This is a genomic window from Dyadobacter jiangsuensis (assembly GCF_003014695.1).
In the GTDB taxonomy this organism is placed as follows: Bacteria; Bacteroidota; Bacteroidia; order Cytophagales; family Spirosomataceae; genus Dyadobacter; species Dyadobacter jiangsuensis.
In genome coordinates, this window is the sequence record NZ_PYAS01000003.1 from 28876 (window position 1) to 44748 (window position 15873).

The following is a 15873-nucleotide window of genomic DNA, read 5'->3' on the forward strand; positions in this document are numbered from 1 at the left end:
TAGAATGCTCTTTAGGATTTATTCTATGATACTGGCGACGAATGCAGCCGATAGTTAGCGATGACATCCGATTAGTGCAGCTTTTAGTGCAGGGAGATAAGGCTGGTTTCGAAGAAATCTACAACCGTTACCATCCTAAATTGTATAGAATTGCGCTCAGCAAAGTCCGGACGCAGGAAAATGCCATGGAGCTTGTCCAGGACGTTTTTTTGGACTTGTGGGTCAGGCGCGGGGAGGTAGAAATCACCGATCTCGAACGATACTTGTGCTCCGCCATTAAATACAAAGTGCTGGACCATTTTAAGAAGGAATTTCATCGTAAACGTTATATGCAGTTTGCCCAGCTCGGCAATCTGGACCAATCGTCCAGTACGGAAGAGACGCTGGCATTTAACGAGCTGACCCGCTCTGTCCTGGAATGCATTGATAAACTCCCCGAGAAAACCAGGAAAATTTTCGAGCTCAGCCGGATTCAGCATACGAGCTCGGACGAGATTTCGACACTTCTCAATATCCCGCTTCGGACCGTGGAATACCACATCAGCCAGGGGCTGAAAGCATTGCGGTCAAACCTGAAAGACTACATTCTGCTTCTTATGCTCACATTTTGGACCTGGTGGTAAGGTCGTGTGATCGTTACAAATCCAATAATTTTCAAGCAATTTGGTGGGTATTATATAAATTTTCAAAGAATATTTAAAACCATTTGCGGTCGTTCAATCTTTGATCGACTTACATCACGAAAGCTCCCATGGGCTGTTACCAGGGACGCATATCCATCACGTGATGATCAAAAATTTACGAGGTTTTCTTAAACTACTGGAGCGCTACCAGCGCAATGAACTTGATCCCAAGGAAAAGAGGATCATGGATATCTGGTATGAATCGATCGACCATTCGGATGAAAATCAAAACCGGCTCAGTGAAGATCAGGCTGGGAAGGTAATGTGGGCGGCTATGGAGAGCCGGATGGAAGCATCGGACAGGCAGGAAATATCCCGCCGCAGCGTGCGACGGCTTTACTTCAAACTGGCCGCAGCCTGCGTGCTGCTGGTGGCCGGTTTCTTTTCCTACCGGACATTCGTACGGGGAGGAGAGGTGATATCGGGTGTGAAGAATGAAGTGTTGGAAAATATGCGCCGCATTCAGAATTCCGGATCCGGCAGCATGGCATTTACATTGTCGGATGGAAGCAAGGTTGTGTTGGAGCCGGGAGCTACATTGTATTATCCGGTTCGGTTTGAGCGGCACGAGCGAAACGTATTTCTGAAAGGAAATGTGTTTTTTGAAATCGCTCACGATTCTTCCCGGCCGTTCTTCGTGCATGCCAACAACATCGTCACAAAAGTGCTCGGTACCAGTTTCACTATACGCGAGAATGCTAAAACCGAAAGCATTGAGGTAGCAGTGATGACGGGTGTGGTCGAGGTACGGAAAGCCGAGGACCCTCAGGAAAGCACGATGGAAGGTGATAAGGTGATATTGACGCAGAATAAAAAGGTCACTTTTTTCAACGAGGAAGAAAAGCTGGTCACCGGTCTGGTCGAAACGCCCACGTTGATCCAAACCAAGACGGAGCAGCCCCATAGATTTGATTTTAACTATGCGGAAAAATCATTGCCGGAGATCGTGTCGGTCTTGGAAAACGCCTACGGCGTAAGGATTGTAATCGCCAATGAAAAACTACGCAATTGTATCATCAATGCAGACTTGTCGCAGGAAAAGACACTTTTCTCGCAGCTGGAAATTCTTTGTGAGAGCATCAGTGCAGAATACCAGTTGGTAGGCGACACCGTTGCCCTTTCGGGCCAGGGCTGCGAGGCGACTAAATAAGATTGTAAACCGTAAACCCTATAAACCTATGCAGTAAGCAGATTACCCTCAAAATAAAAAGCCGAAGATGCTGGAAACATGCTTCGGCTTCTCCCGCCCCGATTACTGGAAATAATCGTAGCGTTCGTCTGGAAACGAGCGCTTGGGAGTTGTAAATCATCGTGTTAAGAGATCTATCACCTACAAAGCAATGAAAAAAAAACAAAAGATCATAAATCCCTTGTGGACAATTATGAAGGCGTCAACTTTACAAATCGTGCTGATGCTGATCGCTACCGCGTACGGGCATGCCTACACATCGGAAGCGCAGCAACTCCTTTCGCAGAAAGTATCCGTTAAAGTGGAGCAGAAGGCGATCCGGGAGGTGCTGGCGATCCTGGAAAAAAATGTGGATGTGAAGTTCGTATATAGTGTACAGTTACTTCCGGCCGACCGTAAGATTACACTTCATATGGAAGACAAGCAGTTGAGTGAAGTGCTTGAAAAAATGTTTCAGCCCGACCATATTTCTTATAAGCAAATCAGAAACAAGATCGTGCTTAAAAAGGTGGACCGCACGCTCTCGGACTTTCCTGAAATGGCCCCGATCAGTCCGGTGATGGCAATGACCCGGGTCGCTGACCGCGTTTTGACCGGTGTGGTTAAAGACAATACGGGCGAACCGCTTCCGGGTGTCAGCATTACCGTTAAGGGAACCACGTCCGGCACGTCCACGGATGTGGAAGGGAAATTTTCCTTATCCATTCCCGACAACAATGTCACCCTGGTTTTTTCCTTCGTAGGCTACATTGCGCAAGAGATACAGCCGGGCGCTCAGACATCCCTGCAGATTGAACTGAAACCTGATACCAAAGCCCTGGAAGAGGTAGTCGTGATCGGGTATGGTACCGTTAAGCGTCAGGATTTTACGGGATCGGTGAGCTCGTTGAAAATGGAGGGCTCGTCTATTGCGCTGATGCCCAATATGAACGCGCTCGAAGCATTGAAAGGAAGCCTGCCGGGGCTTAACATCGGCGCATCGAATACCGCCGGCGGGCAGCCCAGTGTGGACGTCCGCGGGCAGAATTCGATCAATGGTTCCAACGACCCGCTGATCGTACTGGACGGAGTCGTTTTTCTCGGCAATCTGGCCGATATTAATCCCAATGACATCGCTTCTTTTGACGTGCTGAAAGACGCCACATCGGCTGCGGCCTACGGTTCCCGCTCGGCGAACGGCGTCATTGCGATTACTACCAAAAGGGGAAAAGTGGGTAAACCTGTGATTACATTAAACTCTTCGACGGGTTTTCAAACCTGGCAGAACAGGCCCGAAATGATGAGAGGCGAGGAGTGGATCAAAGTAGTGAATGCCAGGAACAAATATGCGGAAGGTTCGACCAACTGGATGAAACCCGGCGAGCTGGCGAATCTGGCCGCCGGAAGAGAAACCAACTGGCTGGATCAGGTTACGCAGACAGGGGTAATCCAAACCTACCAGGCGGCGGTGTCAGGCGCCAGCGAGCGTGTGAGCTACTATATGTCAACGGCTTATGATAAAAATAAGGGCATCGTTATCGGCGATGGTTTCGACCGGATTTCTCTTTCGGGAAAAGTGAAAACCAATATCACCGACTGGCTTGAAGTGGGGGTCGATGCGGGATATTCCAAAAGGACCTACACCGGCACGGATCCTCTATTGCAAAGGAGCAGCAACCGGAACTCGGCACAGCCGGAAACACGCTTTGCGGCTAATATCAATGAGGCACAGACGATGTCGCCTTATGGTGTGATGTACCGGGATGAGGCCGGTAATCTTGAAAAATATCCGTACACGCAGTCCGCGATCAACCCGCTTTGGGGCGTTAATGACGGTACCAGGAGCAATCAGGATGTGCGGCTTAACTACCGTCTCAATTCCAATGCAGTGGTATCCGTTCCCTGGGTAGAAGGGCTGACATACCGGGTTAACCTCCTTTACAACACTACCAGCAACGAATCCGGGAATTTTACGAATGAGCGCTATTATGTGCAGGAGGGAGAAGGACCTAATCGTTACCTGCCGTCTACGGTCCAGGGCTTTCTGACCAATGCAAATGGCGTAATCAATACTTATGGTACCAAAAGCTATGTTTTTGACAACATTATCAATTACAAAAACGCATTCGGAAAACACGGTATCGATGTGACGCTGGTTGCCACGCGCGACCATCAGCAATACCAGCTGGTTGCCTCGTCGGGCAACAACTTTGCGGCTAACGGCAACACCACCCTCGGGATGTGGGGATTGCACAAAGCGACGGTGCAGCGGGTTAATCAGGATGCAAACGAGCGCTCGAACATTGGCTACCTGGCCCGCGCCAGCTACGCTTTTGATGACAAGTATTTCCTGACGGGTTCCTACCGCCGCGACGGTGCGAGTGTGTTTGGGGCCAATAACAAGTGGGCTAATTTCCTCGCAGCGGGTGTTGCGTGGAAGATAAGCAGTGAGGAGTTTCTCAAAAGCTTTGCCCCGCTGAACAATCTGAAAGTTAAATTCTCCTACGGACAGAACGGTAACCAGGGCGTCGCTCCTTTTGCTACATTATCCACCATTGCCAATGCGGCAAGCGGCGGATCGAGGTATGAGTTTTCGAATACGCCGGGCATAATCAACTACGGGCTGTACCAGGATGCATTGGGTAATGCTGGCCTGGGATGGGAAACGACAACTTCCTGGAACGCCGGATTCGAGTCGGCCTGGTTGAATAACCGCCTGTTTTTGGATCTGGATGTGTATTACGGCAAAACCACCGATCAGATTTTTGTCCGCAATATTCCTGTAATGACCGGTTTCAAAACAATCCGGACTTCCATGGGACAGGTGAACAACCGGGGCGTGGAGATCACGGTACGATCGGTGAACCTCAAAAGCAGGGACCTCAGCTGGAATACATCTTTGACTTTCTGGCAAAACAGGAATAAGCTGGCGAAGCTCTACGGAGAAGACAATGACGGCGACGGCAGGGAGGATGATGACATTGCCAACAACCTCTTCATAGGACAGCCGCTGGGTACCATTTTCGGCTATGAGCAGATCGGGATCGTTCAGGTGGGCGACGCGGAGTACATTGCGCAAACGGGCGCGGCTCCGGGGGCTCCGAAGTACAAGGATATCGACGGGCAGGCCGGAATCACGCCTGCGGACAGGAAGGTGCTCGGCTATGCGCAGGAAAATTTCAGGCTGAATATGAGCAATACCCTGACATACAAAAACTTCGAACTGTACGTCATGCTGACGGGTACATTCGGCGGAGGCAACCGGTTTCTGAGAAGCAACCAGCAGGCATATATGACGGCGGGTACAGGCAGATTCAATGATAACATGACCTCCAAGCCGTACTGGACACCGGAAAACCCCAGCAATGTATATCCATCGGCCTATTTCACCGGTGACGGCCGCTTTCTGGGCTTGCAGTCGCGTGCCTTTGTGCGTGTACAGGACGTGACGCTTTCGTATCGCCTGAAACCCGAATGGATCTCGAAAATACGTATGAATTCGGCCAAGCTGTTTGTGAGTGCCAGGAACCTGGCCACCTTCACCAAATGGGAGGGGGGCGATCCCGAAACAGGTACTACCGTGCGCGACAATACTTTCCCCGTCCCGACTTCGTATTCCATTGGCGCTAATATCAGTTTCTAAAAACACCAATCCACATGAAAAATATACTTTCCAGAAAATCCTTTTGGGCGTTGATGCTGCTGGTTAACCTCACCAGCTGCGACAATGACGGTTTTTTGAAGGAGAATCCAACCACTTTTTATACAGTCGATAATGCGTTTTCCACTTCCGCGCAGGTAGATCAGGTGCTGGTGGGCGCCTACGCCCAGGTGAGGGATTTATGGGCAAATCCCGCGGAGGAGGGCTGGATTTTTGTTTTGCGCGGCAATGGTACCGATATGTACGATGTGGCCAGTATCCGCAAAGGTTCTACTTTCAACAACTACGGGTTGATCAACGCGGATAACAACACGTTTTACAACATTTACAGCACCTACTATCAGCTGATCTCGAAGGCGAACCTTGCTTTGGAAGCCGCGGAGCTTCCGCATATATCGTTTTCGTCGCCGGCAGAAAAGGCGTACATCGTAGCACAGGCGAAATTTTTCAGGGCATATGGCTACCGCAACCTGGCCGAGCTTTTTGGCGGCGTGTCCATTGTTACCAAGGTTTCCAAAGCTCCGCAGTACAATTTCGAAAGAGCCACCCGTGTGGAAACCTATCAGTTCGCTATTAACGACCTTCTCGAAGCTGAAAAGGATTTACCCGAAACCACGGTGAGCGGGGGACGTGTCGTGAAAGGCGCTGCACAGCATTACCTGGCGGAGTTGTACCTGGCAATGGGCACTCAGCTCGTCGCGGACGGTAAGTCTGCGGAAGGTCAGGCCGCTTTTGCGCAGTCGATCGCTTACGCCGGCAAGGTTATCGATGGAGGAACCTACGGCCTGATGACCTCAAGGTTTGGGTCGAGAAGCACAGAGGCACAGGGTAATGTGTATTGGGACCTGTTTCAGGAGAAAAACGTGAATTACCAGGATGGGAACAGGGAATGCGTTTGGGCGTTGCAGGTTGACTACGCGGCCTACCGCGCGGAGGACGGCCGGTCCAAATTGCCCTATTCCCGTACCTATGGCCCGGTTTTTCGCGATGGTGCGAAAGATCACCTGACCGGCACACTGGAAGATGTGGGCGGCCGCGGTATTGCGCAGATCATCCCTACCATGTACGTAAGGGACGGTGTGTACGCGGATAAATTTGGAGCGGATCTTCGGAATTCGGAAATCGTGTTCCGCCGGGTGTTCTACGGGAATGTGAGCACGTCACCTTATTTCAAGAAACCTGTACCCTGGGAAGTGCTGTACAATGGAAGCGGGGATGCCACGACCAACCTGAACAATACCAGCCTGGTATACCCTGTTTCCTGCAAAATCGCGACGGACAAATATACTGGTCTTGCCGACGGGGAAAACATGAGCAACCTGTTCCGGGATGATTACTTTATCCGCCTCTCCGAAACGATTCTTTTGCGGGCAGAAGCCAAACAGCGTACAGGCGACAAAGCGGGAGCCGCAGCGGATGTCAATCTGCTGAGGGAACGCGCCAAGGCCACCTACAAAGTGACCGCGGCCGATATGGACGACAGTTTCAACCTGATTCTCGACGAACGGGCGCGTGAACTGATTTATGAAGAGGCAAGATGGAACACATTGCTCCGGATGGGCGGAACCATTGCCGTAGACCGTATCAAAAAATACGCTTACTGGCCCGAGGCTAAGGCTACGCTGACTTTTAATTACAACCTTTGGCCTATTCCTCAAACCATCCTGGACACTAACAAGGACGTGATTTGGGAACAAAACCCGGGCTGGCAGCGGTAGTTACCGGTATTCATTTGGATTGTTTTAAAAATAGCCCGGATTTCGGTTCGGGCTATTTGCAAGCCGACATTCATTAACTTTTTTTCCAATGCTTAGAAAATTAATCCCGTTTCGCCTGATTCTGGCCTTGGCGCTGGTATCAATTGCAAACGCATATGCCCAAAAAAGTACAAGGATACTGGAACCATCGGTATTTAAGAATCCCTCCTCTAACTATGGTATCCGCTGCTGGTGGTGGTGGTTGAATGGTAATATTGATAAAGAGACCATCACACGTGATCTGGAAGAAATGAAAGCGAAAGGATTCAGCGGCGCCTGTATTTTTGATGCGGGCGGGGCGGAACAGCGGGGAAATGATCAGGTCCCGGAAGGGCCGATGTTCGGCTCGCCCGCATGGCGTGAGCTGTATGTGCACGCGATCAGGGAAGCCGACCGCCTCGGGCTGGTGATGTCGATGAGCATCCAGAGCGGCTGGAACCTCGGCGGCCCGGACGTCACACCGGCAGAAACCGCCAAGCAGGTCGTCTTCACGGAAACGAAAGTCAAAGGCGGTTCGGCAGTCACTATTGAATTGCCCTTGCCGGAGGTTCGCTACGATTATTACCGTGACATCGTTGTGCTGGCCATTCCTTCCAGGACCTTCACGAACCGGGCGCCTATCAGCGATTTTAAAAATAAGGCAGCTACCCGCGAAGTGGGCGGCTCTGCCCCGGAAACCCGCCCTTTGCTGACCGATATCCCCGGCACTCCGGGCGAGGAAGATGCCAGTGTTAAGCAAGTATTGAACATTACCCGATTTGTAACAAACGGAAAACTCAGCTGGAAGGCACCAGCCGGGGAATGGACCGTCCTGCGCATGGGTTTCACACCCACGGATGCGGAAGTTTCGACGTCCAGCGGAAAATGGCAGGGACATGTGATCGATTATCTGAGTGATAAGCATTTTAACCGTTACTGGGACACCCACGTGGAGCCCCTGTTGAAAGCCATCGGGCCTATGGCCGGCAAAACGTTGCGATACCTTCAGACAGATAGTTTCGAGGCAGGCGGTTTGAACTGGTCGGACGGGTTTGAAAAGGAATTTATCAGACTCAGAGGATACGATCCTGTCCCGTATCTCCCGGTACTGGCCGGCAAAATCATCGGAGACCGCGAGGTAAGCAATCGTTTCCTCGCCGATCTTCGCAAAACACTGGGCGATCTGATCTCGGAGAAACACTATGGCACATTTGCCAAACGCGCCAGTGCATATGGAATCGGCCTTCAACCGGAATCGGCCGGGCCGCATGCAGGGCCATTTGACGGGTTGAAAAACTACGGCCATAGCGAGATCATGATGAGCGAGTTCTGGTCGCCGTCGCCGCACCGCGCCAGGCCTGTCGATCGTTTTTTTGTGAAACAGGCGGGAAGTGCCGCCAAAATATTCAATAAAAAACTGGTTGGGGCCGAATCGTTTACCACCATCGGTCCGCATTGGAACGATGTAATGTGGTCGGATATGAAACCCAGCGCAGACCACGAGTTTTGTGCCGGGCTGAATCTGGTATACCTGCACACTTTCACCGCTTCGCCCAAGGCGATGGGGTTGCCGGGGCAGGAGTATTTTGCCGGAACGCATTTTAATCCCAATGTGACCTGGTGGAACCAATCTACCGAGTTTATCAAATACCTCACCCGGTGCCAGTATTTACTCCAGCAAGGGACTTCGGTGGCCGACGTGCTGTATTACTACGGTGATCACTCGCCCAATATAGGGAGGCTGAAAGAGGACGATCCGGCGGGCGCTTTGCCGGGATTTGACTACGATCTGATCAACGAAGACCGGCTTCTGGCGCTGGAAGTAAAAGATGGAAAGCTTTTCCTCCCACATGGCGTTTCCTACCGTGTGCTGGCCTTGCCCGACCATAAAACCTTGTCGCTGGCTGCTCTCACCAAGATTGAAGCATTGGTGAATGCAGGTGCCGTGGTGATCGGCAACAAAACTGCGACTACGGCCAGTCTGGTGAAATATCCGGCTTCGGAGCTAAGTGTGAAGAAGATCGCCGACGCGCTTTGGGGAAATGAAGGCCAACCGGCTGGTTCGAGAAAAGTCGGAAAAGGATTGGTGGTGTGGGGCAAAACTGCGGCGGACTATTTGAGATCAGCGGGTGTAGCATTTGATATGGAGATTGTGGAAAAGGAAACAGGCAGTCGATATGATTACATTCACCGCAATGTTGAGAATACCGATTTCTACTTTATCAGCAGCCAGAATCGCGCCGCTTCGAAAATGACCGCTGCATTCCGTATTTCCGGCAAACAACCTGAGCTTTGGAATGCGGTAACAGGTGAAGTGAAACCGGCCGCATCATTTACCCAAAAGGATGGCATTACCTATGTGCCGCTCCAATTTGATCCCTATGGTTCCGTATTCGTTGTTTTTCAAAGCGACATCAGTAAGGATCAGAATGGTACCGCTAGTATGAATTATCCGGAGTATAAGCACAAAACTACGCTCCACGGCGCCTGGAATGTGGCCTTCGATACGAATTGGGGCGGCCCTTCCAATGCTGTTTTTAACGAGTTGACCAGTTGGTCCGATCGCAATGAAGAGGGCATCAAATTCTATTCAGGCAAAGCGGTTTATTCCAAAAAGTTCGATGCGGAAACGGTTGTAAGTGCAGGCATGCCGGTCTATCTCGATTTGGGGGATGTGAAGGATATCGGCATTGCACGGGTTATTTTGAACGGTCAGGACCTGGGTATTCTCTGGGCGCCGCCATTGCGCGTGAATGTCAGCGGTGTTTTGCAGGAAAAGGACAATGAGCTGAAAGTGGAGGTCACCAATACCTGGCGGAACCGGCTCATCGGCGACCGGACAAAACCAGCCGAAAAGAAGCTGACCAAAACCAACGTCAAAGTACTGGATAGCTGGCAGCTGACGCCATCCGGCCTTTTAGGACCCGTTCGCCTGTTGGTCGCTGGTGATAAATAGTATTAATGCTTTAACCAGGTAAGATTTTCACAGCGGGCAGCTCACATTTCATGGGAGCTGCCCGCGCTCGTTTTGTCGGATCGGCGCTCAGTATTCTGCTTGCAGCGGATCACGCATGTTATTAAATTAACATTTACTTAACCACGCTGATGAAAAATTTTGTGCTACATTGCGACCTCTTCTGCTGACTCATAATATCCGCCTCACAGTGACTAATTTATGGACCAACTTCGCCAGGTAACAGACGCCGGGTTGCTCGCTCAAATGCAAGTCGACGGTCAGGCCGTGTTAACCGAACTTTACGATCGCTATTGGGAGCAGGTATTCCTTTACGTAGTTCGTGTGCTGCGGGACGAGGACGAGGCGCGGGATGTGGTTCAGGAGACTTTCATCGCATTATGGCAACGACGCGCCGAACTGCCGGAAATCCATTCGGTCAAGGCGTTTCTGATCGGTATTGCCCGGTACAAGGCTTTGCGCACCATTAATCTCAGCCTTTCCGAGGAGCGGCATCGCGCTTCACTGCTTCATTTTTTTGCGGATACCCAGCGGTCGCCGGAGGCAGAGCTGATGGCCGGGGAGATGGAGCGTGTTTTGAATGAACACATCGACAGGCTGCCCGACCGCATGCGGGAAGTTTTCTTGCTGAGCCGCCGCGAGCATCTTTCCTATGCGGAGATCGCGGAGCGGCTTCAAATCTCCGATAAAACCGTTAAGAAGCAGATCCACAATGCATTGAAGCACCTGCGCAGCGTGCTCGACGAGCAGCACATGTGGGCTACAATCCTGCTCGGTATGGCCACCGTACACTGATTCCAAAAATATTTCAAAAATTTTCGGGGCGCAGATACTACCTGCGCCCTTTTTGATGCACTTATCCCTGGCGGGCATTCTGCACGCGATATCAACACGACTATGAGTGAATCAGAATTGACAGACCTGTTGCGGCGGTTCCGGGAAGGGACTTGCACAGAAGAGGAAAAAGAACTGCTCGAACTTTGGTTCGACCAGACTTCCGTGCGGTCGGACTGGAAATGGACGGACACGCAGGCACGGGAGCACACACGGCAGCAAATGCTGAACAGTATTCAAATGCAGATCAGAGAAACGGATCGCAAGCCCAGACGACTATGGCCTTACCTGAGTGCGGCGGCCTCCGTGGCGTTGTTGCTGGTAGCGGGCGCATGGTGGTTCATCTACTCCGGCAATGGCCGGGACAGGGCGGCGGATTACAGCCAAACGGCCGTGAAGCCCGGCACGCAGCAGGCAATGCTCACGCTCAGCGATGGCTCGTCGGTGCTGGTGGACGGCGCGGCGCGGGGTGTGCTTTCCAAAGACGGCGACATGACCGTGCTCAAAACGGATCAGGGCAACCTGGAATACCGGAAGGATTCCGACGGCCAGGCGTCCGATGGCCGGAATACGCTATTGGTGCCGCGCGGGAGCACTTTTAAGGTGACCTTGCCAGACGGCACGGTTGCCTGGATCAACTCGGCGACGCGCATGACTTACCCGGCAGGCAATACGGGAAGTGAACGATTGGTGGAGCTCAGCGGCGAAGCCTATTTTGAAGTAAGGCCGGACAAAAAACGGCCATTCAGGGTGCTTTCCGGCGGAACGGAAATCACGGTAACGGGGACGCATTTCAATGTAAATGCCTACGAAGATGAAAAGGATGTAATCACAACACTCGCCGAAGGGCAAGTGCTGGTGGGAAGGGAAGGAAAGCAGGCTGTGCTGAAACCCGGCCAGCAGGCGCTAAGCAACGACTCGGGCAAGCTAACTGTCCGCGAGGTCGATGTGGAGGGCACGCTGGCGTGGAAGGAAGGGTATTTTGTGTTCGATGACATGGAGCTCCGGTCGGTGATGAAGATGATCGCGCGCTGGTACGACGTGGAGGTGGTGTATGAGGGAGATATTCCGCCCCGGCGTTTCGGAGGTACTTTTTCAAAGTCCAAAGACCTTGGCGGCCTGCTGAGTTATCTCGGGCAGCTGAGTAATATTCACTTTAAACAACAGGGAAAGAAAATTATGGTAAAACAATAGGCGACTATGACCCTGGCCGAAAAAAGCCGGAAGTGGTGGAACACCTCCGGCACGACAGCTTGGGAAAGCTGTGCTAGGCCCCGATTCGAAATGCAGTGAACATTTTCAATTTCAAGGATAACCTTATAGCAAACAAATGTACGAAGAAAGGGTGGTACCCTTGCGCCGGAACGGGATTTCGGCGTGGAGGAAATTAATTCTCATTATGAAACTGTGCCTCATTATGGTGCTGTGCGGCGTGCTGGAAGTCGCCGCGGCGACGGTTTATGGCCAAAATGCCACAATACGCGTCAAAAATGCGCCGATCCGGGAAGTGTTCAGGATGCTCAAAAAGCAGACTGGCGTCGATTTCCTGTACGTCTCCGACGACCTGAAAGACACCCGGCCGGTGACGATCAACGTCAGCAACGTGTCGCTGGACAAGATCCTCGACGCCTGTATGGAAGGTCAGCCGCTTTATTATACCGTTGACAAGGCCACCGTGCTTGTGCGCAGGAAGCCGGTTACGGTTCGCCAGCCGGAAGCCGAAGCGCCGAAAGAGCAGGTCCAGAAAGCGCCCATTACCGGTAAAGTGCTTGATACCGACGGCACGCCGCTGGTAGGGGCATCGGTAGTGGTCAAAAACAGCAACGGGATTGGTACAGCCACGGACGCCAGCGGAATTTTTTCAGTACCCGCCGAAAAGGGCGATGTATTGGTGATTTCGTTCATCGGATACATTTCCAAAGAAGTGGTTGTCAAAGGCGATGGCGACATTAAGGTGGTGCTGGAAGTCGAAAACAAATCGCTGGGCGACGTGATCGTGCTGGGATATGGGGCTACCACAAAGCAGAGCATTGTGTCCTCGGTGGTGCAGGTCAGTTCGGCGGAGTTGAAAACGGCCCCGACTGCCAACTTGTCTTCCATGTTGCAGGGGCGCCTGCCGGGGTTGGTCACGCGCCAGGCGAGCGGCCAGCCCGGTTCGGACGGCGCGTCGCTTTTGGTACGTGGTATGAACACGTTGAGCGGTTCGAGCCCGCTGATCATCGTCGACGGCATCGAGCGGGGTTTTCCGCAGATCAACCCCGACGAGGTGGAATCCGTAACTGTGCTCAAAGATGCGGCTTCTGCGGCGGTGTATGGTGCGCGGGCTGCCAATGGCGTTATTCTGGTCACGACCAAAAGAGGTACGGTGCAAAAGCCGACCATCACATTCAATTCTTCCCTCGCGCTCAGTTCCAACACGCGTTTTCCCAAATTCCTGAACGGGCCCGAATATGCCCAATGGTATAACAAAGCGCAGGAAATGGACGGTGTGGCGGAAACAGCGCGCCGGTTCACAGCCGAGGAAATCGGGCGGATCAACAACGGCGATCCCGAGAAGGGCGTCTTCGGTAACACCGACTGGTTTGACCTGCTTTTCCGCAAATCAGCTCCGATTTATACCAATAACCTTTCCCTGAACGGCGGTTCCGATAAGTTCAAATACTTCGTGTCTGTGGGCTCCTACAACCAGCAGGGCGCCATTGCGCGGACGAGCAACAACCGCTACAACTTCCGCGCCAACATCGACGCGCAGGTTTCAGATCGTTTCAAGGCAGCTTTCGGGATCGCTGTGCGGGACGAAACAACCACCCAGCCAGGTCTTTCGGCAGGTCTGGGCAACACGTATGCATCTATTTTCAGCCAGGCCATGATGTCTTACCCGTTCCTCCGCCCAACCAATGCGGAGGGAATGCCGGTCGGAAGCTTCAACGCGGGCAATGGTAATCAGAACCCGCTCGCAGCGCGCGACCTTTCGGGTAAGCAGGACACCCGCGCCAACAACATGCAGGGAAACATTACACTGCAATACGACCTGCCATTTATAGAAGGCCTTAACCTGAAAGTGAATGGCGCATTCGACAAAGGTTACAGCATGCGCAAAGCGGCGGTTTTACCATACCTGCTTTCGGTGTACAACAATGCCACCCGCACATTTACGGAGACGTACGCACGCCACGCGCTCACAGGCAATGCGACTATCAATCAGTGGTTTGCCGATTCGTGGCAGACGACCGTGCAGCCGTCCATTAATTTCAACAGAACATTTGGTGCGCATAAGGTGGGCGGGATGTTTCTGTATGAATACATCCGCAACAATGGCACTTCCATGTCGGCTGGCCGCAGGGGCTTTCCTATTACCGATATCATGGACCTGAATTACGGGGAAGAGGTGATCAACGACCTTGTAAAGGGCGGTCACTCCATGTTCCATCGCGCGGGCTATGTATCGCGGCTTACCTACGATTACAAAGGCAAATACCTGGCCGAGTTCACAGGCCGCTATGACGGCTCGACGCGTCTTCCTTCCCGAAACCGCTGGGGGCTCTTTCCGGCTGTGGCATTGGGCTGGCGGATTTCGGATGAAAACTTTTTCAAGCAGAACGTTCATTTTGTCAACGACCTGAAACTCCGCGTATCGTCGGGGCGCCTGGGTAACGACGCCGTGGGCGATTACGCTTACATCCGCACAATGGCCATGGGCGCTGACCCGGTGGCATTGATCGGCGACAAGATCGTTCGCTCGCTGGGCGTGAACAATGTGCCGAACAAGGATATCAAATGGGAGACAACCACTACTTACAATGCGGGTTTCGAGAGTACGCTCTGGAATGGCCTGCTGGGCGTCGAAGCGGATGTTTTTTATAACGTGACCAAAGACATTCTGCAACCGCAGAGCGGCCTGATGCCACCTTCGATGGGGGGCTATTATCCTGCTACGGTCAATTCCGGGGTGGTCGATAACCGCGGTTTCGAACTCATCCTGACGCATCGCAAGAGCGTGGGCGATTTCTATTATAATGTAAGGGGAAATGTGAGCTGGGCCCGCAACCGCGTCATCGAAACCACGGAGAACGTAAATGTGCCCGATCACTTGCGCCGTACCGGACGCCAGATCGGTATGAAGTACGGATTTGTGGCGGACGGGCTTTTCCAGAGCGAAGAGGAGATCGCCAACAGCGCCCTCTTCGGCCCGAGTAAAGTAGGGGAGGTGAAGTTAAAAGATCTCAATGGCGATGGCCGCATTACCTGGGACCAGGACTGGACGGCCATTGGCCGCAGCAGCACACCCGAAATGATGTTCGGTCTGAACGTAGGCGGTGGCTATAAGGCTTTCGATTTCAACCTGTTCTTTCAGGGCGCGGCCATCGCGGACGTAGCGTTGTCGGGGTTGTATTCGAGTTCGGGAGTTTATGACAATACCTTTTACACCATGGCCTTTTACCAGGACGGCAACTCGCCGAAATACCTCGCCGAAGGGGCCTGGACGCCGGAGAACACAAATGCGAAATACCCGCGTTTGAGCACGCTGCCCGCGCAGAGCGGAGGGAAGTTTTCCTCCTGGTGGATTCGCGACGCTTCTTATTTGCGGTTGAAAAGCGCGCAGATCGGCTACACGCTGCCTGCTGCACTAACCCGCAAATTGAAGATCGAGAACCTGCGCATCCACGTTTCAGGTAGCAACCTGTTTACCCTGACCGGCCTGGACTACCTCGATCCCGAAATGCCGGATGTGAACCAGGGCTATTACCCGCAGCAGAAGCTGTTTGAAGCAGGGCTAAGCCTGTCGTTCTGAGAACCTGTTGTCTATCCCATTAATC

8 protein-coding genes are annotated in these 15873 nt (G+C 52.4%); all 8 read left to right on the forward strand.

Annotated elements, in window-relative coordinates:
* Positions 1-41: 41 nt before the first annotated feature.
* The 8 genes from CLV60_RS06285 (at position 42) to CLV60_RS06320 (ending at position 15848) form a co-directional block, all read left to right on the forward strand.
* On the forward strand, positions 42-623 hold the full coding sequence (locus tag CLV60_RS06285) for an RNA polymerase sigma factor (RefSeq protein WP_106594539.1): 582 nt from the start codon (positions 42-44) through the stop codon (positions 621-623).
* A 163-nt stretch (positions 624-786) separates the two neighbouring features.
* Positions 787-1833 (forward strand): FecR family protein, encoded by a 1047-nt coding sequence (locus CLV60_RS06290; RefSeq protein WP_106594540.1) that lies wholly within the window; start codon positions 787-789, stop codon positions 1831-1833.
* A 232-nt stretch (positions 1834-2065) separates the two neighbouring features.
* Positions 2066-5494 carry a SusC/RagA family TonB-linked outer membrane protein gene (locus CLV60_RS06295; RefSeq protein ID WP_229210838.1) on the forward strand — a complete coding sequence of 1143 codons (3429 nt, stop codon included), beginning with the start codon at positions 2066-2068 and terminating at the stop codon, positions 5492-5494.
* 14 nt (positions 5495-5508) lie between these two features.
* Positions 5509-7230, forward strand: coding sequence for a RagB/SusD family nutrient uptake outer membrane protein (locus CLV60_RS06300; RefSeq protein ID WP_106594542.1), 1722 nt, complete (start codon positions 5509-5511; stop codon positions 7228-7230).
* Between the two features lie 88 nt (positions 7231-7318).
* Complete coding sequence (locus CLV60_RS06305; protein WP_106594543.1) at positions 7319-10204, forward strand: glycosyl hydrolase; 2886 nt, start codon at positions 7319-7321, stop codon at positions 10202-10204.
* 219 nt (positions 10205-10423) lie between these two features.
* Positions 10424-11017 carry an RNA polymerase sigma factor gene (locus CLV60_RS06310; protein WP_106594544.1) on the forward strand — a complete coding sequence of 198 codons (594 nt, stop codon included), beginning with the start codon at positions 10424-10426 and terminating at the stop codon, positions 11015-11017.
* A 102-nt stretch (positions 11018-11119) separates the two neighbouring features.
* Positions 11120-12250, forward strand: coding sequence for a FecR domain-containing protein (locus CLV60_RS06315; protein WP_106594545.1), 1131 nt, complete (start codon positions 11120-11122; stop codon positions 12248-12250).
* 205 nt (positions 12251-12455) lie between these two features.
* Positions 12456-15848 carry a TonB-dependent receptor gene (locus CLV60_RS06320; protein WP_211302202.1) on the forward strand — a complete coding sequence of 1131 codons (3393 nt, stop codon included), beginning with the start codon at positions 12456-12458 and terminating at the stop codon, positions 15846-15848.
* Positions 15849-15873: the final 25 nt, after the last annotated feature.

Bases quoted from the DNA above. Each gene is read 5' to 3' on its own strand.
- CLV60_RS06285 (WP_106594539.1), top strand. From the start codon at position 42: ATGCAGCCGATAGTTAGCGATGACATCCGATTAGTGCAGCTTTTAGTG.
- CLV60_RS06290 (WP_106594540.1), top strand. From the start codon at position 787: ATGATCAAAAATTTACGAGGTTTTCTTAAACTACTGGAGCGCTACCAG.
- CLV60_RS06295 (WP_229210838.1), top strand. From the start codon at position 2,066: ATGAAGGCGTCAACTTTACAAATCGTGCTGATGCTGATCGCTACCGCG.
- CLV60_RS06300 (WP_106594542.1), top strand. From the start codon at position 5,509: ATGAAAAATATACTTTCCAGAAAATCCTTTTGGGCGTTGATGCTGCTG.
- CLV60_RS06305 (WP_106594543.1), top strand. From the start codon at position 7,319: ATGCTTAGAAAATTAATCCCGTTTCGCCTGATTCTGGCCTTGGCGCTG.
- CLV60_RS06310 (WP_106594544.1), top strand. From the start codon at position 10,424: ATGGACCAACTTCGCCAGGTAACAGACGCCGGGTTGCTCGCTCAAATG.
- CLV60_RS06315 (WP_106594545.1), top strand. From the start codon at position 11,120: ATGAGTGAATCAGAATTGACAGACCTGTTGCGGCGGTTCCGGGAAGGG.
- CLV60_RS06320 (WP_211302202.1), top strand. From the start codon at position 12,456: ATGAAACTGTGCCTCATTATGGTGCTGTGCGGCGTGCTGGAAGTCGCC.